This window comes from Psychrobacillus sp. MER TA 171 (genome assembly GCF_023713305.1).
In the GTDB taxonomy this organism is placed as follows: domain Bacteria; phylum Bacillota; class Bacilli; order Bacillales_A; family Planococcaceae; genus Psychrobacillus.
Genome location: NZ_JAMAWN010000006.1, coordinates 33,575 through 57,623, shown reverse-complemented (window position 1 = coordinate 57,623; position 24,049 = coordinate 33,575). Strand labels below are relative to the sequence as shown.

At 37.4% G+C, this 24,049-nt stretch carries 21 protein-coding genes and 1 pseudogene; 12 read left to right on the top strand and 10 right to left on the bottom strand.

All coding sequences use genetic code 11. From position 1 onward, the window contains the following. The first annotated feature begins 33 nt into the window (after positions 1-33). The 4 genes from M3627_RS07655 (at position 34) to M3627_RS07640 (ending at position 5,538) form a co-directional block, all read left to right on the top strand. On the top strand, positions 34-951 hold the full coding sequence (locus tag M3627_RS07655) for a DMT family transporter (RefSeq protein ID WP_251553519.1): 918 nt from the start codon (positions 34-36) through the stop codon (positions 949-951). Positions 952-1,091: 140 nt separating this feature from the next. After that, entirely contained in the window at positions 1,092-2,828 is a 1,737-nt protein-coding gene (locus M3627_RS07650) for an ABC transporter ATP-binding protein (RefSeq protein ID WP_251553518.1), read from the top strand. Then, positions 2,812-4,632, top strand: a complete 1,821-nt coding sequence (locus M3627_RS07645; RefSeq protein WP_169359008.1) for an ABC transporter ATP-binding protein — start codon at positions 2,812-2,814, stop codon at positions 4,630-4,632. Before M3627_RS07650 ends, M3627_RS07645 begins: the two co-directional genes overlap by 17 nt. Before the next feature lie 9 nt (positions 4,633-4,641). Continuing rightward, complete coding sequence (locus M3627_RS07640) at positions 4,642-5,538, top strand: GNAT family N-acetyltransferase (RefSeq protein WP_251553517.1); 897 nt, start codon at positions 4,642-4,644, stop codon at positions 5,536-5,538. 367 nt (positions 5,539-5,905) lie between these two features. Here M3627_RS07640 and yidC read toward each other — a convergent pair whose 3' ends face one another. Then, positions 5,906-6,664 (bottom strand): membrane protein insertase YidC, encoded by a 759-nt coding sequence (gene yidC / locus M3627_RS07635; RefSeq protein WP_251553516.1) that lies wholly within the window; start codon positions 6,662-6,664, stop codon positions 5,906-5,908. A 102-nt stretch (positions 6,665-6,766) separates the two neighbouring features. Here yidC and M3627_RS07630 point away from each other — a divergent pair, with 102 nt between their 5' ends. Both M3627_RS07630 and M3627_RS07625 read left to right on the top strand, forming a co-directional pair. Continuing rightward, positions 6,767-7,627 (top strand): hypothetical protein, encoded by an 861-nt coding sequence (locus tag M3627_RS07630; RefSeq protein ID WP_169359005.1) that lies wholly within the window; start codon positions 6,767-6,769, stop codon positions 7,625-7,627. Between the two features lie 1,270 nt (positions 7,628-8,897). Beyond that, on the top strand, positions 8,898-9,620 hold the full coding sequence (locus M3627_RS07625) for a glycerophosphodiester phosphodiesterase (RefSeq protein ID WP_251553515.1): 723 nt from the start codon (positions 8,898-8,900) through the stop codon (positions 9,618-9,620). 151 nt (positions 9,621-9,771) lie between these two features. On the opposite strand, the pseudogene M3627_RS07620 reads toward M3627_RS07625, so the two are convergent. From M3627_RS07620 to M3627_RS07605, 4 genes and pseudogenes are all read right to left on the bottom strand, one after another. Beyond that, positions 9,772-10,781, bottom strand: a pseudogene (locus tag M3627_RS07620) (FecCD family ABC transporter permease). Continuing rightward, the gene (locus tag M3627_RS07615; protein WP_169361513.1) at positions 10,778-11,776 is read right to left on the bottom strand and encodes a FecCD family ABC transporter permease; all 999 of its coding nucleotides are present in this window, start codon (positions 11,774-11,776) and stop codon (positions 10,778-10,780) included. Before M3627_RS07615 ends, M3627_RS07620 begins: the two are co-directional and overlap by 4 nt. Before the next feature lie 59 nt (positions 11,777-11,835). Continuing rightward, positions 11,836-12,756 carry an iron-hydroxamate ABC transporter substrate-binding protein gene (locus M3627_RS07610; RefSeq protein WP_169361512.1) on the bottom strand — a complete coding sequence of 307 codons (921 nt, stop codon included), beginning with the start codon at positions 12,754-12,756 and terminating at the stop codon, positions 11,836-11,838. After that, complete coding sequence (locus M3627_RS07605; RefSeq protein ID WP_169361511.1) at positions 12,753-13,553, bottom strand: ABC transporter ATP-binding protein; 801 nt, start codon at positions 13,551-13,553, stop codon at positions 12,753-12,755. The genes M3627_RS07610 and M3627_RS07605 overlap by 4 nt, the downstream gene beginning before the upstream one ends. A 118-nt stretch (positions 13,554-13,671) precedes the next feature. Between M3627_RS07605 and M3627_RS07600 the strand changes: the two genes are divergently transcribed. Together M3627_RS07600 and M3627_RS07595 are read left to right on the top strand one after the other, a co-directional pair. Further along, complete coding sequence (locus tag M3627_RS07600) at positions 13,672-14,709, top strand: NAD(P)/FAD-dependent oxidoreductase (RefSeq protein ID WP_251553513.1); 1,038 nt, start codon at positions 13,672-13,674, stop codon at positions 14,707-14,709. Between the two features lie 393 nt (positions 14,710-15,102). After that, complete coding sequence (locus M3627_RS07595) at positions 15,103-15,576, top strand: hypothetical protein (protein WP_251553512.1); 474 nt, start codon at positions 15,103-15,105, stop codon at positions 15,574-15,576. A 145-nt stretch (positions 15,577-15,721) separates the two neighbouring features. Here the strand turns inward: M3627_RS07595 and M3627_RS07590 are convergent, their stop codons facing one another. Next, positions 15,722-16,744, bottom strand: a complete 1,023-nt coding sequence (locus M3627_RS07590; RefSeq protein ID WP_169360834.1) for a DUF2804 domain-containing protein — start codon at positions 16,742-16,744, stop codon at positions 15,722-15,724. 117 nt (positions 16,745-16,861) lie between these two features. On the opposite strand from M3627_RS07590, the gene M3627_RS07585 reads away from it, so the two are divergent. Next, the gene (locus M3627_RS07585) at positions 16,862-17,350 is read left to right on the top strand and encodes an amidase domain-containing protein (RefSeq protein ID WP_169360835.1); all 489 of its coding nucleotides are present in this window, start codon (positions 16,862-16,864) and stop codon (positions 17,348-17,350) included. Between the two features lie 76 nt (positions 17,351-17,426). Here the strand turns inward: M3627_RS07585 and M3627_RS07580 are convergent, their stop codons facing one another. After that, positions 17,427-18,278 carry a DegV family protein gene (locus tag M3627_RS07580; RefSeq protein WP_251553511.1) on the bottom strand — a complete coding sequence of 284 codons (852 nt, stop codon included), beginning with the start codon at positions 18,276-18,278 and terminating at the stop codon, positions 17,427-17,429. Positions 18,279-18,346: 68 nt separating this feature from the next. Then, on the bottom strand, positions 18,347-18,931 hold the full coding sequence (locus M3627_RS07575; protein WP_251553510.1) for a glycerol-3-phosphate acyltransferase: 585 nt from the start codon (positions 18,929-18,931) through the stop codon (positions 18,347-18,349). Between the two features lie 168 nt (positions 18,932-19,099). Between M3627_RS07575 and M3627_RS07570 the strand changes: the two genes are divergently transcribed. Further along, positions 19,100-19,681 carry a nitroreductase family protein gene (locus M3627_RS07570; RefSeq protein WP_251553509.1) on the top strand — a complete coding sequence of 194 codons (582 nt, stop codon included), beginning with the start codon at positions 19,100-19,102 and terminating at the stop codon, positions 19,679-19,681. Positions 19,682-19,728: 47 nt separating this feature from the next. On the opposite strand, the gene M3627_RS07565 is transcribed toward M3627_RS07570, so the two are convergent. Next, positions 19,729-20,496 carry a hypothetical protein gene (locus M3627_RS07565; RefSeq protein WP_251553508.1) on the bottom strand — a complete coding sequence of 256 codons (768 nt, stop codon included), beginning with the start codon at positions 20,494-20,496 and terminating at the stop codon, positions 19,729-19,731. Positions 20,497-20,601: 105 nt separating this feature from the next. Beyond that, positions 20,602-21,999, bottom strand: coding sequence for a dipeptidase (locus M3627_RS07560; RefSeq protein WP_169360840.1), 1,398 nt, complete (start codon positions 21,997-21,999; stop codon positions 20,602-20,604). 224 nt (positions 22,000-22,223) lie between these two features. Between M3627_RS07560 and M3627_RS07555 the strand changes: the two genes are divergently transcribed. After that, positions 22,224-22,910: a cyclase family protein gene (locus tag M3627_RS07555; protein WP_251553507.1), complete on the top strand. Its 687-nt coding sequence runs from the start codon at positions 22,224-22,226 to the stop codon at positions 22,908-22,910. 201 nt (positions 22,911-23,111) lie between these two features. Beyond that, positions 23,112-24,017 carry a cation diffusion facilitator family transporter gene (locus tag M3627_RS07550; protein WP_251553506.1) on the top strand — a complete coding sequence of 302 codons (906 nt, stop codon included), beginning with the start codon at positions 23,112-23,114 and terminating at the stop codon, positions 24,015-24,017. The last annotated feature ends 32 nt before the right edge of the window (positions 24,018-24,049 follow it).

Here is a 24,049-nt window from a genome sequence, read left to right as displayed (position 1 = left end):
CTAAATATTTGAGTTATGAAGGAGGAAATCAATATGAAAAGGTCAAAGGGAATAATTTTAATTATTATTGGGTCTATTCTTTGGGGCGCAACAGGTCCCATGATGGAATGGGTCCTACATAATAGCGAATTAAGTGTGTCTTTTTTCTTAACTGTAAGGCTAATTGTTGCAGGGACTAGTATTTTAGGATTTTTAAAATTTCAAAAGAAAAAGGTATTTATTATATGGAAAGAACCCGTCTGGTTGAAGCAATTGTTTATCTTCGCTTTACTGGGTATGCTCGGAGTGCAATATACTTTTATAGCTGCGATTGAAGCCAGTAATGCATCTATAGCAACCCTGCTTCAATTTCTTGGACCTATTTACATCATCATATATGTTTCCTGGAAGGGTAAGACTTTTCCTCCGAAATACCAGGTGGTTGGAATAATAGGAACATTGCTAGGCTTATTTTTATTGCTGACCAATGCGAACATAAACCAGCTGTTAATAAGTAATGAAGCATTGTTTTGGGGACTGCTGCTGGGGGTTACCTTTTCTATATACACGGTATATCCAGCAAGACTTATGAAGGAGTGGGGGGTACTAGTTGTAGTAGGCTGGGGAATGCTTATTGGAGGTATTGTTTTAGCATTACTCTCTCAAGTTTGGAATAGTAATGAATGGAGCGAATTGGTGAGTTATCCTATTATCATATTTGTAGTAATTATAGTTTTAATGGGAACGATTGCTTTTGTTATGTTCCTATCAAGTATGAGATACATAACAGCGGTAGAAACGAGTATTTTATCCAGCATAGAGCCTTTGACAGCAATGATTATCTCGGTATTTTGGTTTGGGCAAATATTAGGAGGCTGGCAGTATACAGGGGTATTAGTCATGCTAGTATTTGTGACTTGGCTCTCAGTAGCAGGTGATCTTAAGTGGGATCGTTTTAAAAAGAAGAAATAAATCTAACATTAGGGTATTACAGTACCCTATCTTTAAAATAAACAGATTATTAATTTTTTTCTATTTATTATAGTAGGGATGTGGCATAATAGGTTTTACAGTAATTAGTTCGAGTGACGAAGAATTTAGGAGTGTTTTATGTGAAGACCATATTTTCTTATTTAAAGCCTTATAAATGGCTTGTAGTAACAGCTTTACTTTTTATGTTGATTGAGTTGTCCGTAGAGCTCATTCAGCCACTGTTAATTGCAGTTATTATAGATGAAGGAATTGTTGGAAGAGATCAATCATCTATTATTTTCTGGGGAAGTATCATGCTAGGGCTTTCTTTCGTTGCCTTTTTAGCTGGTATCATTAATACTTTTATAGCTTCGCATGCTGTACAGAGCTATGGCTTTGATATTCGACAGGCTTTGTTTAGAAAAGTTCAATCTTTTACAATGACTACATTCTTAAAGTTTCCGACTTCTAGTTTAATTACTAGATTAACAAGTGATGTTACTATTACTCAGAATCTTCTCTTTATGGGTCTTCGGATCATGCTTAGAGCACCGTTGTTAGTAATAGGAAGTATTATCATGTCGTTCATTGTTCATCCAAAGCTTGCCCTATATCTAGTAATTGGTGCTCCTTTTCTATTAATTTTTCTTTATTTTATGAGCAGAAAAGGACTGACCTTGTTCTCTAAGGTACAAAAAAGTGTAGATAATGTAACTCGTAAGATTCAAGAAAACTTACAAGCAGTAAGATTGATTAAAGCTTATTTAAGAGGAGATTTTGAAGCTAGTCGTTTTGGAAAGGTAGCTAACATTTTAAAGGTGGATAATGTGAAGGCCTTTAGAATTATGGAATTGATCCTCCCAGTCCTGCTATTTGTTATGAATATAAGCTTAATGGCAGTTCTCTGGTTTGGCGCTAAGGAAATCCAAACGGGTGGAGCACAAATTGGAGAGTTAGTAGCGATCGTCAATTACGCTATGCGAATGACAGGTGCATTCTCTATGTTTTCTTTCATCATTATATTCTTTTCCCGAGCAAAAGCTTCTTCAGAACGGATGGAGGAGGTACTGCTGGTGAATGAAGGGATAGAAAATTTTGAAGGTGGAATGACTGAGCATCTTTCTACTATTGGTAAGCTAGAATTTCAAAACGTTTCCTTTACATACCCAGGAACGAACGCACCAGTACTTAAAAACGTTTCCTTTACTGTTGAACCAGGATCTAAACTTGCCATTATGGGAGCCACTGGCTCGGGAAAAACGACCCTGCTAAATCTAATTCCTCGCTTCTTTGATGCAACAGAAGGCCGAATTCTTATCAATGAAAAAGAAGTACAGGAATGGCCATTAAAAGAACTTAGACAGGTGATTGGGTTAGTTCCTCAGCAATCTATTCTCTTTACCGGTAGTATAGAGGAAAACCTTGGATGGGGAGACTCCACTGCTACGGAGGATCTATTGAGGGAAGCTGCAAAGCAAGCACAGATACACAATTCGATTGAACGCTTCCCAGAGCAATACAACACTAGAGTTGGTCAAAAAGGCGTTAATCTGTCTGGAGGGCAAAAGCAAAGACTTTCTATTGCGCGGGCCTTAGTACGTAAACCAGAAATTTTACTATTAGATGATAGTACTAGTGCATTGGATATTGCTACAGAAAATGCATTGTGGGAAGCATTAGAAGGAGAAAATGCCACTATGCTCGTAATTACTCAAAAAATTAGAACTGCTAAAGGAGCAGATCAAATTCTTCTTTTAGAGAATGGAGAGGTATCGGCATATGGTACGCATGAGGAGCTTATGAAAAAATCTTCGCTGTACAGAGAGATTGCAGAATCGCAACAGGAGGTGGACGAACAAGATGAGCTTCATTCGTAAACCTTTTGGCTATGAACCGGTTATTACAAAGGAAGATTTGAAGAAAAATAACAAAAAGAAAGTAGAAAAGGTATCTGATTGGAAAGGAGTACTTAGCAGGTTATGGAAGCTAGTAGATGAACAACGATTTTTACTAATCGTTGTCTTGCTATTAGTAGTAGTAAGTTCTGCATTATCCTTGTTAGGCCCTTATTTAGTAGGGAGAATTATTGATGAATATATTACAGTAAGTGTATTTGAAGGCTTAGCACGCTTAATAGGCATTCTAATTGTTGTTTATATATTCTTATCTATTTCTATGTACTTACAAAGTTATTGGATGATTGGTGTAGCGCAGCAAACTATTTATCGTCTACGAACTATACTATTCAATAAGCTTCAGAAGCTACCTGTTTCTTTTTTTGATAAGCGTCAGCACGGAGAGCTGATGAGTCGAATGACAAATGATATTGAAAATGTCAGCCAAACCTTAAACTCTTCCTTTATCCAAGTATTTTCTAGTTTACTAACATTAGTAGGAACAACTGTGGTGATGCTCATGTTGAGTCCATTACTAACCTTGGTTACGCTAATTATTGTTCCAGTGATGTTCTTTGCAATGAAATGGATTACTAAGCGAACATCCAAATTATTTAAGGAGCAGCAGCAGGCGGTTGGAGAATTGAATGGGATGATTGAAGAAACAATCTCTGGCCAGCGAATCGTCAAAGCCTTTTCACAGGAGCAGCGGATGCTAGAGGATTTTGCTTTAAAAAGTGAACGCTTGAAAAGAACAGGGTTTTGGGCGCTTACATACTCAGGATTCATACCTAAAGTAATGAACCTGCTGAACAATACAAGTTTTACATTAGTTGCCGCTGCTGGGGGTGTCCTTGCATACCACGGATATGTTTCAATCGGGGAGATAGTTATTTTTACAGAGTATGCCCGCCAATTTACAAGACCTCTAAACGATTTAGCCAATCAATTCAACACTGTACTTTCTGCAATTGCTGGTGCGGAGCGTGTTTTTGCTATTATTGATGAGCCAGAAGAGCAGGATACAGTAATGGAAAATAAAGACTTGAAATTGAAGGGTAATGTAACTTTTGAGAATGTAACTTTTAAATACAATACAAAAGATGAAAAGCCTACGATTGAAAAAGTTTCCTTTCATGTAGAGGCAGGAAAGACAGCGGCGCTAGTTGGAGCCACCGGAGCAGGGAAAACAACTATTATGCAGCTGTTAGCCCGCTTCTACGAGACAAATGAAGGGAAAATTATAATTGATGGTATCGCAATCGACCAAATGCCTCGCTATACGTTACGTAGCCAAACGGCTTTTGTATTGCAGGACCCTTTCCTTTTTGAAATGAGTGTAAAAGAAAATATTCGTTATGGAAAACTCAATGCTACAGATGAAGAGATTATCCAGGCTGCTAAAGAAGCAAATGCTCATGAGTTTATTGCCAAGCTTCCAAATGGATATGATACAATTCTTTCGGCAGACGGTGGAGAAATCAGTCAAGGTCAAAAACAGCTACTTTCTATTGCACGAGCATTAGTCGCAGATCCAGCAATTTTGCTGTTGGATGAGGCAACCTCAAGTATTGATACAGTTACGGAATTGAAAATACAAGAGGCTCTTGAGAGATTAATGGAAGGCAGAACAAGCTTTGTGATTGCACACCGATTAAATACGGTAAGAAAAGCAGACTTAATATTTGTCATGGAAAATGGAAAGCTGATAGAATCAGGTTCACAAGAGGATCTTATAAATGCGCAAGGTCGTTTTTATAGTATGCTTATGAATTCAAAGATTTAGAAGGGAAGTATGGACTTGGACATATCAGTCATGACTGTGTCGATTCCAATTGATATGGAAACACGGGAAGAGATGGAAAACTTAATAGAGGAAGCTGCTCATATCGATTTAATTGATTACAATCATTTATTAAATACGTCAGAGCTAACAGATTATTTCTTAAAGGGATTTTGTATTTTAGCATATAGCGACGAATCGGATCAATTGGTTGGAGTATTAACTGCTGTTGATAGATTAGCTACTTTAGATTACGAATGGAGCGCTGTCGTTCTTCCAAGTGCCCGCAAATTAGGTATTGGAGGAAAACTGCTGCAAGAACTACAAAGAAATTTAGAGCTAAGAGGAGCCTCTAGAGATATAGCGTTAGTTGCAAGCGTTGCAAAGACGGGACAATATATGCTGGCAACTCGGGGTTATTCATACGAGCTTTCCGAAATTACGATGGTTGCTAATGCAGATTCAATACAAGTGGATAGTCCATTTGAAGTGACGCCTTTTCAAAATGAAGGTGAAGAGCTAATAGAAGTTCTAGAAAATGCTTTTGGGGATACAGCAGAAGAGGCACAGGAAATGATTGCCTTTAACCTGCAAACACCGAACCGCAAGCTAATGCTTGCTAAGCAAGAAGGAAAGGTTTTAGGCACAACTACCATTGTAGAAAATGAAGATCAGCTTTGGATAACTGGCTTAGGTGTGCATAAAGAGGCGCAGGGCAAAGGAGTAGCCAAGGCATTATTGAGCTGGTGTAAGCATGAAGCTTATAAACTTGGGAAGACACAAGTCTATTTGGACGTAGAAACGGACAATGATATTGCCTTCTCTATTTACGAAAAACAAGGCTTCCAAACAGTAGCTAATACGTTGTTTTATAGAAAGAATGACGTGGTGGAGTCAGAAGAAAACTAGATATATTTTGTATTTTGTTAGTTTTAATGAGGTAGGAGATAATAGTCTTAAAGCCACCAGATTTAAAGGTGGGAAAATATTTAGATTGTAGACAGCTCTGGAGAAATTCGAGATGTCTACAATCTTTTTTTTATGGATATGTTAGAGAACTAGGATGGATATTTCGCGAGGTTGTATTGTTTATGAATGTTCACTTGAACTAAATTACGCAGTTAGTGCAACAAGGACTAACGTTAGATTAACAACAGTAAGTAATGACATATTACCACACGAGGGTTTGAAAAAATTCCACAAATTATAGAATCTCTAATAAAGAAAAATAGTCTTTGAAAACTTTCTAAAACGACTATTTTTCATACTTATTATGCTATTTAGTTTCACTTATTAAAGATACATCTTTGTTTTCACGATAAAGAATTTTGTATAGATAAAGATTCTGTAAGACTGAAATGAAACTACTTATAATCCAATATAATGTGATTGCTACTGGAGCTATAAAACCAAATATCATAATCATGATTGGTAGTAGATATTGCATAAAAGACATTTGAGAATTTGCCTTTAATGTTGGTCCCGTTTTCACTACTATATATTGCATAACTCCTGCTAAAATCGCAAAAATGATGCTTGAGGTTGCTAAAGGAACATTAAAAATAGAACCTAACTCATACATAGGTGTGACGTTCATTCGACTAATTGCATGATAAAGACCAAGTAATACCGGCATTTGAATAAGTACTGGCAAACACCCAGCTATTGGATTAGCACCTGTACTTTGCATTAACTTCATCATTTCCTGTTGGTATTGTCGCTGCGTCTCTTCATTCTTGGGTGAATAGGTCTTTTGAAGTTCCCTTAATTGAGGTTGCAATGCCTGCATAGCTCGCGAACTTTTCATTTGTTTTAATGATAACGGTAATATACAAATTCTCACTAGCACTGTAACGAGTATTATGCCCCCCGCATAACTGCCTGTAAACTCTGCTACAATTTGAATTACACTTACAATCGGCCACACTATATATTGATTCCAAATACCTTCATGCTCACTTGAAATAGGTTGATTAAATTCTGAACATCCCGCTAATAATAAAACGCTCCCTAACAATATAATGTACTTTCTCATTTGCTCACCTTGTTTCTATTGAATTCTCTTTACATTTTTAGTATAAGGTTGTTCAATAGACTTAAAGCAATTTATTCCATATAGAATATTGGAGGTGGATAATTGGATATTGGTCGTACACTTCAGAAAATTAGGAAAAGCCGCCAGCTTACACAAGCAAATATTGTAAAAGGTATTATGACTCAAAGTGCGTACAGTAAAATTGAGAAGTCGCAACTAACCATAAATTTCAATCAATTTATCCCATTGATCTCAAAAGTGAATATTAGTTTACAAGAGTTTTCATATATCCTAAATAACTATCAATTAACCGATAGAGAAACACTTATTCAAGCTTTTACTTCCTTAGAAATAGCTAATACTCCAAACTTAGAACAAATGCTAAGTGAAGTAAAAGGTTACTTAACAAAATATCCTGAGGATCAATATATTTACTATTTACAAATTATCTATGAAACATTTATTGTATTACAACAAGAAAATGACTTAGCAAAAGCCCGCCAAATGGTATCACCTATATGGGAACAGTTGCAAATTTTAGATGATTGGTATATTAACGATTTTGAATTATTAAATGCCATTCTATTTCTTTTTCCGTTCGAAATTGCAATAGAGATAACAAAAACTGCGGAACGAAGGCTCGAAAAATATAATAATTTTCCTTACGATGTATCATATTTATATGTTTATTTTCGCATTGACCTTTCATTGCATTATATTGAAATGCGTATGTTTGAAGAGTGTTTGATTTTACTTGAAGAAACCGAAATTAACTTCTTACATAAAATGCGTCCGAAAACATCCGCACTCCTTTTTGAAAGAAAAGCAATTTGTCTTTTTTATTTGGAGCGCCCCTATGAATGTGAATTAGAAAGAATACAACAATTGCTGACCATCTATAAAGATGAGGATACTAAAGAACTATTATATAAAGAATTCGCACTTTTAACCAAAAAATCTTAAAAAATATATATCCTTTTTCAACTAATGGAGGTTAATTTAGTAAAAAGGAAATCATATTAAAATGAGCTTGGAGAAAATATCTCAGCTCATTTTTTTAGTGCATTTTGAACTATCTTGATGCGTTTTAATTCGCACATTGCTTTTACAATAAAATTGGCTAAAGAAAACATTTACAAACTCTAAACATAACGCCTATATTATTTTCATAATATCTTTATAAGATGAATGTAGAAACATTCAATCGTAAAGGAGCGATCTTATTGGGGTTAAACGATCAACATGTAACAATGAAGAATTCAGACAAAAGGTTACATTCTATGCGTATTACCCATGTAAAACAAAAAATTCAACTAACGTTACAGTGGATGATTTTAAAGAAAACGCGACCACCCAAGCACAAATACATAGCAATCCCCAGACGGAACTCTATTCCGTCAAAACATAAGTAAGGAACCATTTTCTAGTTTCTTTTAGCCGTGGCTATTAGTAGACCTCATCGTGATAGTAGTCGATATCACGATTTTTTTATTGTTAAGAAATTATAAAGTTCTGAACCTGTGGAAAAATTGATGTCTAGCTCCACCGCCTTGCCCCTCGGCGTCAAATGGATAAAAGCTCCGGTGGCTGAGGAGCTGCCTCCTCGCTTTTTCCCATTTGCCTGTCGGGGCAGACATAGGCGGTTGCGCTTTTCTTGATGTCTAGCTCCATCGCCTTGCCCCTCGGCGTCAAATGGATAAAAGCTCCGGTGGCTGAGGAGCTGCCTCCTCGCTTTTTCCCATTTGCCTGTCGGGGCAGACATAGGCGCTTGCGCTTTTCTTGATGTCTAGTTCCATCGCCTTGCCCCTCGGGGTCAAATGGATAAAAACTGCGGTGGCTGAGGAGCTGCCTCCTCGCTTTTCTCCATTTGCCTGTCGGGGCAGAGACAGGCGATTGCGCTTTTCTTGATGTCTAGCTCCATCGCCTTGCCCCTCGGGGTCAAATGGATAAAAACTGCGGTGGCTGAGGAGCTGCCTCTTCGCTTTTCTCCATTTGCCTGTCGGGGCAGAGATAGGCGGTTGCGCTTTTCTTGATGTCTAGCTCCACCGCCTTGCCCCTCGGGGTCAAATGGATAAAAACTGCGGTGGCTGAGGAGCTGCCTCCTCGCTTTTCTCCATTTGCCTGTCGGGGCAGGGATAGGCGGTTGCGCTTTTCTTGAAATTTTTAGAAAATTTATTTCCATTATATTCTACGTGAAGATATACTTAATGTATCTATATGAGGGGGGCATTCCATGAAAATTTATGCACACAGAGGCTCGGCTGGAACTCATCCAGAAAACACAATCTCAGCATTTAAAGCAGCGGCGGCTTTACCTATATTCGGAGTAGAATTTGATGTTCATATGACAAAGGATGGAGAACTTGTCGTCATTCATGATGAAAAAATTGATCGTACTTCTAATGGACAAGGCTTTATCAAAGATATGACTCTTTCCCAGCTAGAAGCGTATGACTTTGGAGCTTGGTATTCTCAAAAGTGTAGAGGAGAAAAAATACCAACCTTAAGAGAAGTATTATATGTGTTTAAAGATACTCATCATCATATAAACATTGAATTGAAATCAGATATATTCCCTTATGAAGGGATGGAGGACAAGGTAATTGAAATGCTCCAAGATTACCGGCTCACAAATCGTGTCGTCGTGTCATCCTTTAATCACGAGGTAATTCAAAGTTTTAAAAGAAAGGCACCAAATATAGAAACAGCCATTTTATTTATGGAAGTAATGATTGCTCCTCACAAATATGCAGATTTAGTAGGAGCAGATGCGTTACATGCGTTTTTCCCAACAGTTATAAGAAAGATGGGTCATGACGCAGTAGCAAGCGGGAAAAAGGTACGTGTTTTCACAGTAAATGAGGAAGCTTATGTGGACATGTTAGAAGAGATTGGGATCGATGCCATTTTTACTGACTACCCGAAAAAAATGTACGAGTATTTAAATAAAAGGTAGTATGCGGAAGTCTAAACACAATTAAAATAGAGTGGGCAATAATTAGTCATTAAAGTACAAAAACGTGAAATCACTACTTGATTTCACGTTTTCATTTTTTTCACTGGACAGCTCCAAGTTGTGGCTCAGGAATGTGCTCCTTTATCTGTACTTAAGATTTCTTAAGTAAGAGATACATAAAGTAAGGAGCACCAATAAGGGAAACTACAATACCGGTTGGTATCCCGCTAGGCTCAAGTATATTTCGTCCGACTGTATCAGCTAGTAACAATAACCAGCCGCCTAATAGGATGGCAATTGGTAAAAATAGCTGATGTCTTGGACCTACTAGCGATTTCGCGATATGTGGAGCCATTAAACCAATAAATGCAATACCACCCGTAACACTAACTGCAGCAGCTGCTAAAGCTACTGCCACCATTAAGAAGGCTATACGTTCTTTTTCAATGGAAACTCCAACTCCAATTGCAGCAGGCTCACTGAGTCCTAATAGATTTAACCGGTTTGCTCGATACATGGTAAAAGGAACCAGTACGATCAACCAAGGTAGTAAGGCTAAAATAAAGGGCCAGTCCGCGCCCCAAATGTTTCCTGCTAACCAATTGGCTATAAAATCAACTTTTTTAGTATCAGCAGAAGAAATGAGAACAATCATTAAGCCCGAAAGCGCCATGGAAAAGCCCACACCTATTAATACTAAACGTACTGGCTGGAGTCCAACTTCGCGATTATAGGAAAAGATATAGATTAGAAATGCTGTAAGTAAAGCTCCTAAAAATGCCACAATAGGTAAAAGGTAAATAAATGAACCAGGATCTATAGGGAAAAATAAAAAAAACAAAGCAATTGCTACACCTGCTCCAGAATTGATACCAATTATCCCTGGGTCGCTAAATCGTTTCGAGTAATCCCCTGAAGTATAGCTCCTGATAAAGCAAGAGCCATGCCTGCAAGTAAGGTAATAATAATTCGTGGGAGCCTGATAGAAAATAGTACAAACTCTTCCTTAAAGGAGCCATCTCCTAATAAAGTTGGAATCAAGCGGTCAAAGGATAGAGAAGAATAGCCAATTCCCGCACTCACGAAAGCAGTCACTAAAATTAAAACTAGAAAGCTAACAAATAATATACGTTGTTTTTTTATAACTTTGGGATGAATCATTGAAATATTTTCCCTCCTTTTCGAACAATCAATAAAAAGAATGGTAGACCCATTATTGCAATGATTGCCGCCACAGGGGTTTCATATGGAATATTAATCGTACGACCGATAGTGTCAGCTAAAAGCATTAGTATAGCTCCTAAAATAGCGGACATAGGGATAATAAATCGATAGTCAGTGCCGACAATGGCCCGAACGATGTGAGGAACCATAAGACCAACAAAAGCCATGTTACCAACTAATGCTACGGATGCGCCGGTTAATAAGATAACTACTAAAAATAGAATGGTCTTCACTAAAAAAATTCTTTGCCCTAATCCAACTGCTACCTCTTCATTCAAGCTTAAAATAGTAAGCTGTCTAGATAGTAAAAGTGAGACAATAACGCCTGCTATAACAAATGGAGCAATGACCTGTAGCTGACTCCACGATGTACCAATTAAACCACCGGAGGTCCACATAGAAACATCCTTTGATATTTTAAAATATATACCGATTCCATCTGCAATGGCATATAAAAAGGCAGAGACGGCAGCTCCTGCAAGAACGATACGCAAAGGCGAGAATCCGCCTTTTTTAGCAGCCCCTATACTAAAGACTAATATAGCCCCTAACGCAGAACCAACAAAGCAAGCAAATGTAATACCTAAATAGTTGGTAGCCGGTAAGAAGGCAAGAGTTACAGCTAAAGCTGCATTTGCCCCAGAGGTTAGACCAAGTAGACCAGGATCGGCTAAAGGGTTTCTTGTCATCCCTTGCATGATAGCTCCCGATATAGCCAAGGCTGAACCTACCATAATTGCAGCCACCTCACGAGGAAGACGTATTTCTCGAATAATATTTATTGAATCGTTGTTTTGGAATGTGAAAATTGCGTTCCACACATCTACAATGCTAGTTTCTGCAGCTCCAAAGATGATAGCAAAACCAAACATAATGATAAGCAGGAAGCAACTTATTATTAATTTAATACTAAAATGCAGAGAAGAGTTCATATTTTAGTTCCTTTCTGACATGAAGAAGGAGGAATTCCAATATGAATCCCTCCAGTACACTATTTATTGTTTAAAAAATTTTCCTTAAAGAACGCTAGTTGATAGTCTAAAGAAATTGGGTCATTGAAGTAGAATTCTTCAGCAACAGCCTCAAAAACTCGACTTTCTTTTACGGCAGGAATATTTTTGTATACATCAGTTTCTTGGAAGGAGTTATCCTGTGTCCCTGCTTTACTGAAAATAATGTAATCTCCTGCATATTCAGGCAATACTTCGAGCGATAAAGCATAAAACCCATCTTTTAATGCCATTTCCTTTACTTTTTCAGGCATTGCTAGCTTCATTTCCTGATAGATAATTTCTGTTCCTCTACCCCAGTTATCACCAAATACATATAATTGCTTGTCAAAATTCTCGATAACAGAGACAGTTGCATCTTCACCTATTTTGGTTTTGATTTCTTCACCTGCTGTTTGTGCACGTTTCTTGAAATCATCTATCCATTCCTGAGCTTCTTTTTCTTTATTTAATAGTTTTCCAATTTCTAAATGTTGAGTAAGGTAATCTACTTTTCCATACGTAAAGGTAACAGTTGGTGCAATTTCTTTTAATTTGTCTAAATTTTTAGCAGTGGAAAGTCCAATGATTAAATCCGGGTCTAGCTCAATAATTTTTTCTAGGTTATCCTCTGAAACCTCTTCTACATCTGCGAAATACTTATCAAACTGAGGATTAGATTTCGACCAAGCATCGACACCTACTATATTGATTCCAAGTGCGGCTACATTCCCCGCATAGGTAGATACCACCACAACACGTTTCGGATCAGCAGGAACTTCAATCGGACCTTCCTCTGAATTATATGTAATAGTAGTAGACTCTTTGGGACTTTCATTAGCTGTTCCATTTGTTTCGTCATTATTACACGCGCTCATTAATAAGATAAGTAAAAACAATATTGGTATAAGAAGCTTTTTCATTTTTTATATTCTCCCTTTAGTAGGTTATATGTAATGCACATTGGTTTTTCTGTCCTTGGATCCAAGCCTATTTCAGCATCAATTTGAAAGACATCTCTTAATATTTCTTTTGTGATGACTTCCTTACAATTACCAGCCTTAATAATATGGCCATCTTTGAGAGCAATAATATAATCAGCAAAGCGTGCAGCTTGGTTTAAATCATGTAAAACCATAACAATAGTTCTTTTTTCTTGAACATTTAACTTCTGTAAAAGCTCTAGTACTTCTAATTGGTGGGCCATATCGAGATAGGTGGTTGGTTCATCCAAAAAGATGATTTCCGTTTCCTGTGCAAGCGCCATAGCAATCCAGACTCTTTGACGCTGTCCTCCTGAAAGGGAATCTACTGGTAGATATTTAAACCCAAGGGTTCCAGTCACTTCCATTGCCCAATCTATTACCTCATAATCTCTTTTGGTGAGACGTCCAAAACCGCTTTGGTAGGGGAAACGACCATAGGATACTAGTTCACCAACTGAAAGTCCACTTGCACTTTCCGGAGTTTGGGGGAGAATCGCCATCTTCTTAGCAAGCACTTTTGTGTTTTCTCTTGAAACTGTTTTCCCATCTAACAATATAGATCCTGATTGGTGTGGAATAATCCGCGTAATTGCTTTTAGAAGGGTGGATTTGCCACAGCCATTAGGGCCAATAATTGTTGTAATTTTTTGGTCAGGAATTTGTATAGATAGCTCCTTCACAATAAGTTTTTCTCCATAGCCTATAGACAAATCTTCCGTATAAAGGCGAACCATTTAAAAACCTCCAAACTAACAGTTGATAAAATAAATGAAAACGATTATCATTATCATAAAGAAAGCATATGGAATTTTTGGGCAGAAGTCAACAATAAATTTCAAAGGGGATTACAGTATGCGTGAAATATTTGATGTAACGATAATTGGTGGTGGCCCAGCAGGCTTATATTCTGCTTTTTATAGTGGATTACGAGAAATGAAAACAAAGATTATTGAATTCCAACCCCAGCTAGGTGGTAAAATTCATGTTTATCCAGAAAAAATGATATGGGATGTGGGGGGACAGCCTCCAATCTCGGGTGAACGATTAATCCATCAGCTAGTAGAGCAGGGGTTAACATTTAATCCGGAAGTAGTAGTAAACGAAAAGGTAGAAGCAATTAGTAAGGATAACAATGTCTTTTGTTTAACTACAGCTTCTGGAGAAATTCATTATTCCAAAACCATTATCCTTGCAATCGGGGGAGGAATCCTAAACCCTCTTAAACTAGATATACGTGGAGCAGATCGCTTTGAGGTTAGTAACCTAAACTATACGATCAAATCTATTCGTCGCTTTAAGGATAAAACCGTCGTCATCTCAGGTGGAGGGAATTCTGCGATTGATTGGGCAAACGAACTGGAGCCAATTGCCAAAAAAGTATTTGTTACTTACCGCAAGGATGCGTTAAATGGACATGAAGCTCAAATAACTCAATTGATGAATAGCTCAGTAACCTGCTTATTCAATACGTCTATCACTAAGCTGATCGCGTCTAATAACCGTGACATTATTGAACAGGTAGCCCTCTCAAACAATGAAACAGGGGAAATTACTTATCTTGAAGTGGATGAAGTCATTATCAATCATGGCTACGAAAGAGATGCCGAGTTGATTGAAAAAAGTACGGTAAATATAGCAGTGAAGGATGAATATTACGTAGCTGGCACCAGTAAAAGTGAGACGTCCGTTCCAGGTATTTACGCAGCCGGAGACATATTAGCTCATCCAGGAAAACTGCACTTAATTGCAGGTACTTTCCAAGATGCGGCAAATGCGGTAAACCGAGCGAAACAATTCATTGAACCAGATGCACATAGCTTTGCCATGGTATCCTCTCATAACGACATGTTTAAGGAAAAGAACAAACAAATGCAAAAACAGCTTATCTAAGAAGTGAGGGCCTACGCCTGTCTAAGACAAGTGATGATGGTGTAGAAGATGTCGACTTAAATGGAGAGAAAAGAGCACCTAAAGGATGTGGGAGTGGTACCTAAAAAGGAGCCGGTGTTACCTAAGTGGTAACACCACACCTAAATATCGGAAAGTGTCACCTAAAGAAGTGAAAAGCACACCTAAAGGTTGGAGAAGTGTTACCTAACAAAAAGTGGGGAAAAGGTGAACCTATCCAATGATTAGGAACTACTAACAAAGAATTTAAGTTAAAATAACATAACTTATCTAGGTAGCAACATTCCAATGAATGTTGCTATTTTTTCTTAATAATAAAAAGTGAATTATATGATAAAATCGTAGATACTTCCATCTTAATGAAAAGGAGAAAAAATGAAAATAAAATTATTAATTTTACTATGTTCTGCTTTTGTTTTCTTAAATGCTTGCAACCAGAATCCCGAGCTGAAGGTTGAAACAATTAGGTATGAATTTAAAGAACCTACACAATTTCCTTTTGAAGTAAATGATGTTTCTACGAATATTGATTTAGAAGCTCCAGACTTCCTTCATCAATTTATTTTTCATTATCGTAACATTGAAACTACTCAACAAATCAACTATATCCTCAGTAAAGTATTAGAAAAACCCGAAAAAGTATCTAATGATAACATGACAGAATACAAACTTGAAAATGGTGTACTCGCATTTTATGAAGAGGGGGAAACTTCCCAATCTTTATGGTGGGAAACAGAAGATGGGTTTCTTGCTCGATATATTTACTTTATTAATGGTAATACAACTGAATTAGGAGAATACAAATTAGAAATTGATGAATTAATTAAACTAGCAAACGAAGTTCAATAAATCACTATAAAAACGCTTGGATATGTCCAAGCGTTTTTATTTGTTATTATTTAAATGTTATTACTATGGATAGCTCGAGTTTTCTCCATTAGCTGAACTACTTAAAATAAAATGGTCTACTTTTTTGATCTGAAAGAAAAGTTTTTTACCATTTAGCCTTGTGCTCTTCAATACATCCTAACATCTGCTGGATCGTTAGAATAGTTCCGTCTTCTAAATGAATCTTGCCATTATAATACCCCATCATCTGATTTACTTCCGAGGAAACCAACTTAACATCTGTCTTCGCTACTCGATGGAAGAAAGGAGTGAAGGTGAGATCAACGTCTTTAGAAAACTTAGTCTTAATTTTCCAAGGGACCATGAAATCAGTATTTTGATACTGAAACACTAAATCCTCATGAATCTTTGACAAATGACCGTCTACAATAACAGCATTTTCTGTCATCCCAGTGCCATCTGTCCATTTACCTCCAAAGTTAAGCCCAATTTTTCTTGCCCCTACACGTTGAGATGCAAAGCCCCAGTTCCAAATTGCCTCGCGAGGCCAAACGCCTCTTCCATAGTCGAGTACTGCAAAGTTATCTTCGCCTTGAAAGGAATAAGAGGAACTACCCATCTTCACAAAGCCTTTAGCAGGAAGGAGGTGATGCTTCGCAGTAAATTGGAATTGAGTTCGGTTCCATGGAATAACCACATTTAAAGAATCCTCATCTGGTGGATGAGAAATAACCAAATCAGCATGCAAAACTTCTCCATCAAAATCTGGAACTGTAACTGTCATATGAGTTTCGTTTTGAAGATATAGGAGCTGAATGGACATTTCCTCAGACTGTAATCGAACGCTTTCCAGTACATTAGTTGGCATTTTCACCTTTGTACCTAAAGGAATAGTTACCGTTCTTTCGACAAAGCGTTGCGTCTCATAATTTAGGAAATAAACAAAACAGACAGCAGCATAATCTAAATGACTAATAGTTACTGAAAATAAGACTTCATCTCCAAAGATGCACCAATAATTCCATTTTTTCTTTCGCATATAGTGACCTTTAAGATTACTTTCAATTATAGGTCTTCTAGCGAATCCAATTGCCTTCGGATTTAAATTTCCCTTATCATCGCAGAGCAAAGTCGGCACTAAGATTTCCTTTTCTGCATGTTGTCGCATCAGCCAACTTCCTTTCCCAAAAATATAGAATAAAAGATAAAAGATTGTTCAGTTAACTTCATACTAGCATATATTCTTCTTAAATACATATAAACAAGATAAGAGGAGGTGGTAAAAATGGCAAAATATAATAGAAACGCTGCCATTCATTATGCGGATCAATGGTGGAACAGCTATAATCCTAATTTCCCTATATTTGATGTGGATTGTACAAATTATATTTCACAATGTTTATTGGCAGGCGGGGCCCCTATGAGAGGGCAGGCAAATAGGGAAAAAGGGTGGTGGTTAAGTAACAATTCATGGAGCTTAAGCTGGACGACACCCCATTCGTTACGGTGGTACTTAGCTGGATCTACAATTGGATTGCAGGCAACACAGGTTAATTCCGCAAGCCAGCTAACAATAGGAGATTTAATCTTTTATGATTTCCAAGGGGATGGAAGGTGGGATCATTCTACAATTGTTACAAGGGTTGAAGACGGGGTGCCGTACGTGAATGCTCATACAAACAACAGTAGAAATAGATATTGGGAATATCAGGATTCCTATGCGTACACCCCTAATACGAAGTATGTATTCTTTCATGTAAAGGATGATTTTTAAGTAAATTACGCATACCAGAACAATAAAAGCTCCCGAACCTACTCGGGAGCATTGATATTTAAAATGTCTTTCTTACTTAAGGCAAATACCATAGGACTGCTATTGTATCCTCACCTGCATGTACTGCAAGAGAGGTGCTTATCTCACCTATGGTTACATCTAAAATTGGACAAGAAAGCAAAATAGTTTCTTTTAAGCTTTCCGCTTGCCCAAGAGCGTTGGCATGCATAATATAAACAGTCTCGATACCATCATTTTCAACAGAGTCTACAACTTTATCCACTAAATATTGAATTGCTCTTTTATGGGAGCGTACCTTATCTAGCTCCTGTAGCTGTCCCATATTATTTATTTGGATAACTGGTTTTATTTTTAAGAGACTGCCTAAGTAAAATTGGGCGCTACTTAAACGTCCACCTTTATATAGCTGAGTAAGATTACCGATTAAGATGTAGTTTTTAAACTTAGTAGCCTCTGATTTTAGGTGTTCCACTATTTCGGTATAGGGCAGTCCCTCATGTTGTAGTTTAATACCCTTTTCAACTAAACCAGTAATTCCAGCAGAAAGTGATAGGGAGTCTATACAATCTACTTGCACTTGAGCAATTTGTGCTCCGGCAACAGACGATGAAAGGGTCCCGCTTAAACTATTTGATACATGTATGGCGATGATGGATTCGTACTCTTTACTTAACTTCGAGTAAAGCTGAGCAAACTCACCTGCTGATGGCTGGGAGGTTTTTATAGAATCCGCACCATTACGAATTCGTTCGTATAACTGCTCAGACGTTAAGTCTACACCATCTACAAACTGCTCCGTACCGAAATGTATATTAATCGGAACTGTAAAGACATCGGGATGTTCTTGTAAATAATTATTTATATATGCGCTGCTATCAATAACCCATGCAATTTTATGTGGAATCATTCTGTACATCCTATCTATATATATTTACGATAATAATGTAGCATATTCAAATGTAAGTGTTATATTGACTAGTTGTTAGTTTCTTTTGACTTGCTCCACCAACGTTCATTCCAGGAATCAACTATATCAAACCGATGACGGAAAAGAATAATGGCAATAGCTAGAGATAAGGGGGCAAGCTCCCGGTATTCAGGTATAACTAAGCATAAAACACCATATGCACTGAAGGCGAAAATCATGCTTAAGGTTGCACTTCTGAAAAGACCTAAGAAAAATAAAAAAATAATAGCTAGCATTCCAAATAAAAATGGATTAAGTGCTAGGGATACCCCAATGAACGTAGCTATTCCTTTGCCTCCTTTTCCTTTTAACCAAACAGGATATAGGTGCCCTATAATAACAAAGAATGCTGCAATCGAAATAACCAAAATCGAAAAATCTAAATAATGTCCAATATAAAGAACGAGAACCCCTTTTAAAGCATCTCCAAGAAAGGTTAAGATGAAGGCAGTCTTACCTAGAACAGCGCCTGCATTTCTAGCACCGAGGTTCCCACTTCTCATGTGCCGAAGATCAGTTTTCTTCCATTTGCCAATCCACCAGGCTGTAAGAATATTGCCGACAAAATAGCTGAAAATCCAGTAGAGAACCAACAAATCACCTCAAAATAACATTTGTATTGTTTCCTATTTATACTATATTTTACACTAAGTATACCTGCTGCATACATAATTCTAGCAGTAACTGAAGACTTTTAAAGTTTCATAGAAATTGGTATGATTAGAAGGATGAAAAAGACTGACAATTAAGAGGGTGTTAATATGACGGAACAATCATTATCAGTACGTGACGCAATTATCCAAAGAAGATCTATTAAATTATTTAATGGAGAGCTAGTTGATCGAGATACATTAGTATCTATTATGGAGGATGCTCTCTGGGCTCCAAATCATCAGATGAGACAGCCATGGCGTTTTATCGCAGCATGTGGCGAGGAAGGTTTAACAGAATTACATGAGCTGTTAAAAGAATTTGGTATTCCAAAATGGAAAGAGCTTTCAGAGGATGCTCTAGAGAAACAAATGCAAAAATTTAAAAATCCTGGAGCATACCTATTTGTCATTGTTCCGGAAGATGCACGTCAAAAGGAACGTTTAGAGGATTATGCAGCAGCTAGTATGCTTGTTCAGAACATCCAACTTCTAGCTTGGGAAAAGGGTATTGGATCATGCTGGAAGACACCAGGATTCCTAGACAATCCAAAGTTCCGTGAAGCTTTAGGAGTTCAATCTGGAGAACGTATTATCAGCATGTTCCAGGTCGGTTATTTCAATGAAGCACCTCAACCAAAACCACGTAAGAGTATTGATGAAGTAGTAACATTTTTTGGAAATCAAAAATAAAATGCAAAAGGCAAGCAAAAAGAGGGGAAGCCCTGATTTTGCTTGCCTTATTTTTTATAGTAGGGGGGAACTAGGCCGCTTTTACTATGAAGAGATACAGTGTTTCGATCAACTATATAATGAATTTTGTAAGTTCCGTTCAAATACCCCTTTTCCCAGCTTTCTGTGAGGGTAACAATATACTCATTATCGCCTCTTTTTCTTGCAGAGGATTTTCTAGATACCTGAAAGCCTTCAATTTCCCCATTCCATTTCTTTTTATCCTTTGGAAAGTTACTAGAAATAGTACCTTCTCCTGATGTAGCACGCTCAATTGCCTCTTCACTAGTAATAGAGGGTCGTGTCTCAGACGTGAGGGAGAAAATTGCCCATAGTACTAGAGTGAGGGCAATCGGTATAAGAAGTCCGAATTTAATATGGCGACCATCCATATTTTGAGTGTATAGCCATCTATCCACTAGGCCGTATAGGAAGGCCGGAACTATTCCTAAAAATAGTATGTCTAGATCCTGGAATAAGAAAATACCACCAAATAAGCCATGTAACAAAATATATAACCAATTATACTTGGGTAATATTTTTCTTAGCATTAATTCTAAAACAATAGAAACGGCTGTCCCGTATATAAAAATGATGATACCACCGTAGTAAAATATTAGAATAGCCCAGCCGATAAATTCTTCTCCACGATCATATGGTGAAAGAGAAGCGTTGCCAATCAGGCCATAAGAAGAAAAGCTTAAAGCAAAAAGCATGACAGTGATAAGAGTAGTAACAACTTTTCTAGTGATGAGTTTGATCACTTGGTCTTTCATTCATCTCCACCTTTTCATTGGAATATTAACTCTTGTTGTAAGAATTATACAGTAATTACATAATAAAAAGCACATGAATCTAAAAGACTTCATGTGCTTTATTGTTTATTTTTTTAATTCATCTTTTGATAGGCTAGCGAGTTCACTATAGTAATCACCAATAACTCGTAATCCTTTATCAAAATTTTCTAGATGGAAATGCTCATTAGGAGCATGGAAGTTTTCAGTGGATAATCCAAAGCCCATTAATACTACTGGAAGTCCAAGAATTTCATCAAATGCTGCTACGATTGGGATTGATCCACCACCGCGTGTATAAGCCGTTGGGACAGCATATACTTTTTCATAGCTACGTCCTGCAGCCTGGATAGCCGGATGGTCGAAAGGAGTGATGAAAGGTTTACCTTTATCAAATTCAGTTACTGTTACGGTCACGCCTGCAGGTTTATGCTTTTCAATATGAGCCTTCAGCTTTTCAACTATTTCATCTGGATCTTGGTCTGGTACTAAGCGACAAGTAATTTTAGCTCCTGCCTCGCTAGGTAAAACCGTTTTAATGCCTTCCCCAGAAAAACCACCAAATACCCCGTTAATTTCAAGAGTTGGACGAGCCCAAACTCGTTCTAAATGTGTATAACCCTTTTCTCCAAATAACTCATCTACACCGACCTCTTGTTTTAATTCCTCTTCATTAAAGCCAAGTGCCGCATATGCTTCACGTTCTTCATCCATTAATGGACGAACATTGTCGTAGAAGCCTTCCACTTCGATTGTACCTTCTGCGCTGCGGAAAGATTCGAGAATAGAAACTAATGCATGGATAGAGTTTTGTACTCCTCCACCATAAAGCCCAGAGTGAAGGTCACCCTTAGCTCCTTTTACATCAATTTGTACACCACATAGGCCGCGTAGACCGTAGCATACAGCAGGCTGTCCAGGTCCCTGCATTCCTGTATCAGAAATAACGATTACATCTGCTGCCAGCTTTTCTTTATTATTCTCGATATACTCCTCTAAGTTAGGGCTACCAACCTCTTCTTCACCTTCTATTAGAAACTTCACGTTAACTGGTAGTGAACCTTCTAATTGGAGAAGTGCTTCCACAGCTTTGACATGCATGAAAACTTGTCCTTTATCGTCACTGGCACCACGAGCATATAGCTTATTATCACGTACCTCAGGCTTGAATGGCTCTGATTCCCAAAGGTTTAATGGATCTACAGGCTGAACATCATAATGTCCATAGATCAGTACCGTTGGCTTGTCTTCCGCATGTAACCAGTCAGCATATACTACGGGATGACCTTTCGTTTCATCAATTACAATATTTTCTAGTCCCGCTTGTTTAAAGGAGTTTGCAAGCCATTCTGCACCTTTTTGCATATCCGCTTTGTGCTCTGACAAGGAAGAAATACTTGGTATGCTAAGGAATTTTTTTAATTCTTCTAAATGTTGTTCTCTTTTTTCTGCAAAATAGTTATCTAAATTAGTTATTTGGCTCATAGATTTATCCTTCTTTCCAAAGATAGTTTAGTAAAAATAGTATATCACAATTTCAAGGTAACTAAATCATTAGAAAAGTTTGTTAAAGATAGAGATTAACGAATTAATCACTATGTAAATTATAAAGGTTTTTAGCTTATGTATAAAGAATACTAACTACGATTAACTCAAATAGAAGATAGGCTATTACAAAAAAATCAAAATGATAGAGGGAGTGGATAGGAATGAAGAAATATGTTGAAATTGGTTATCCAATCTATGAAGGGATGCCTGTTTATCCTGGTTTACCAGAAGTTAAATTAGAGCCAAGAGAGCGTTTGGAAAAAGGAGATGATTGGAACGGTAGCGTTCTTAGTATGTATCTTCATGCGGGCACCCATGTAGATGCACCTTATCACCATTTAAATAATGGGAAGGGGATAGATGCTATTCCCATTGAAGACTTCATTTACGAAAATCCACTATTAATTGATTGTCCAGTTGGTCCTAATGGTTTTATAACAATTGAGCTACTTGAAAAATATGAAGATCTTAAGACTGCTGATATTCTTATCTTTAATACAGGAAACTGGAAACACCGCGGAACTGACTTTGAAAAATATGCTAATAACTTTCCGACTGTCTCACCAGAAGCAGCCGAATATATTCGGACAAAATTGCCGAACTGTAAAGCAGTCGCTATTGATACGCTAAGCATTGAAAACTTAACAGAAGCAAAAGAGAATGGCTATTTCGTACACCATGCTTTCTTAGACCATGAAAGGTACAAAGAACCGACCATGCTTATTTACGAAGACATTAACCCTGAACCTTTAATAGGCAAAAGACTTATTTCTGCCTTCACCGCACCACTACGTATCAAAGACCATGATGCATCGGTAGTTAATGTCATCGTACAAGTGGAGGAATAGAGATTAGACTTTTTGAAATAGAATCAATATATAAGCGAGAATAGTGAATAGTTAAATTACTAACCTGTTCGGTGTAAATCTTTCTTTAAGATCAAATGAATGATATAATAAAAAAACTCAGTATAGAGGTTACCCAATTGCCAGTTTAGGCAATGGGTAGCCTCTTTCGTGTTTTAAGGGAAGTTGCGGAGGGGAAACATTTTGGAGCTTTACACAAACTTGCGCGCCGGTGAAAAAGGTGCTTACTTATCGATAGTGACTTATATTGTCCTAAGTATTTTTAAACTAACAGCAGGATATCTAGGAAATTCAGAAGCCTTAAGGGCAGATGGTCTTAATAATACGACAGACATCATTGCTTCTGTTGCAGTGTTAATCGGGTTACGTATTTCACAGCGACCACCAGATGATGACCACCGATACGGCCACTTTCGTGCCGAAACAATAGCCTCGCTAATTGCTTCCTTTATTATGATATACGTTGGAATCGAGGTATTGATATCTGCGGTAAAGAGTATGACTAATCCTGTGGAAGTAACCCCCGACATACTAACAATATTTGTCGCCCTAATAAGCGCAGTCATTATGTTTGGTGTCTACAAATATAACTACAATTTGGCTGAAAGGATTAAAAGTACAGCCGTAAAGGCCGCTGCTTATGATAATAGATCCGATGCTTTTGTAAGTATTGGAACAGCTGTTGGGATTGTAGCCGCAATAATAGGCTTCCCGATTATTGATACGATAACAGCTTTTATCATCGGTATTATCATTATTAAGACTGCAATTGATATATTTAAAGAGGCTGTATATTTATTAACAGATGGCTTTGACAGTAAATTTTTAGCTAAAATCCGTGCAGATATAGAAAGAATGCCACAAGTACGTGAAATTACTGAAATTCGAGGTCGTCAGCATGGCGGTATGATGCTAATTGATATAACCATTAGTGTTAATCCAAACTTAAACGTTCGCCGATCGCATGATATTTCTAATAAAATTGAACAACATATACAATCTCTTAACAGTGAGGCCGTTACATTTGTCCACATTGAACCGTATGACCCGAAGGAAATGGTTATTTCGGAAGATGATTATCATTTTTAGCCAGCACAGAAGAAAAAAGTCAAAACCCTGAT

Bases quoted from the DNA above. Each gene is read 5' to 3' on its own strand.
- M3627_RS07655 (WP_251553519.1), top strand. From the start codon at position 34: ATGAAAAGGTCAAAGGGAATAATTTTAATTATTATTGGGTCTATTCTT.
- M3627_RS07645 (WP_169359008.1), top strand. From the start codon at position 2,812: ATGAGCTTCATTCGTAAACCTTTTGGCTATGAACCGGTTATTACAAAG.
- M3627_RS07640 (WP_251553517.1), top strand. From the start codon at position 4,642: ATGGACTTGGACATATCAGTCATGACTGTGTCGATTCCAATTGATATG.
- yidC (WP_251553516.1), bottom strand. From the start codon at position 6,664: ATGAGAAAGTACATTATATTGTTAGGGAGCGTTTTATTATTAGCGGGA.
- M3627_RS07625 (WP_251553515.1), top strand. From the start codon at position 8,898: ATGAAAATTTATGCACACAGAGGCTCGGCTGGAACTCATCCAGAAAAC.
- M3627_RS07615 (WP_169361513.1), bottom strand. From the start codon at position 11,776: ATGAACTCTTCTCTGCATTTTAGTATTAAATTAATAATAAGTTGCTTC.
- M3627_RS07610 (WP_169361512.1), bottom strand. From the start codon at position 12,756: ATGAAAAAGCTTCTTATACCAATATTGTTTTTACTTATCTTATTAATG.
- M3627_RS07605 (WP_169361511.1), bottom strand. From the start codon at position 13,553: ATGGTTCGCCTTTATACGGAAGATTTGTCTATAGGCTATGGAGAAAAA.
- M3627_RS07600 (WP_251553513.1), top strand. From the start codon at position 13,672: ATGCGTGAAATATTTGATGTAACGATAATTGGTGGTGGCCCAGCAGGC.
- M3627_RS07595 (WP_251553512.1), top strand. From the start codon at position 15,103: ATGAAAATAAAATTATTAATTTTACTATGTTCTGCTTTTGTTTTCTTA.
- M3627_RS07590 (WP_169360834.1), bottom strand. From the start codon at position 16,744: ATGCGACAACATGCAGAAAAGGAAATCTTAGTGCCGACTTTGCTCTGC.
- M3627_RS07585 (WP_169360835.1), top strand. From the start codon at position 16,862: ATGGCAAAATATAATAGAAACGCTGCCATTCATTATGCGGATCAATGG.
- M3627_RS07580 (WP_251553511.1), bottom strand. From the start codon at position 18,278: ATGATTCCACATAAAATTGCATGGGTTATTGATAGCAGCGCATATATA.
- M3627_RS07570 (WP_251553509.1), top strand. From the start codon at position 19,100: ATGACGGAACAATCATTATCAGTACGTGACGCAATTATCCAAAGAAGA.
- M3627_RS07565 (WP_251553508.1), bottom strand. From the start codon at position 20,496: ATGAAAGACCAAGTGATCAAACTCATCACTAGAAAAGTTGTTACTACT.
- M3627_RS07560 (WP_169360840.1), bottom strand. From the start codon at position 21,999: ATGAGCCAAATAACTAATTTAGATAACTATTTTGCAGAAAAAAGAGAA.
- M3627_RS07555 (WP_251553507.1), top strand. From the start codon at position 22,224: ATGAAGAAATATGTTGAAATTGGTTATCCAATCTATGAAGGGATGCCT.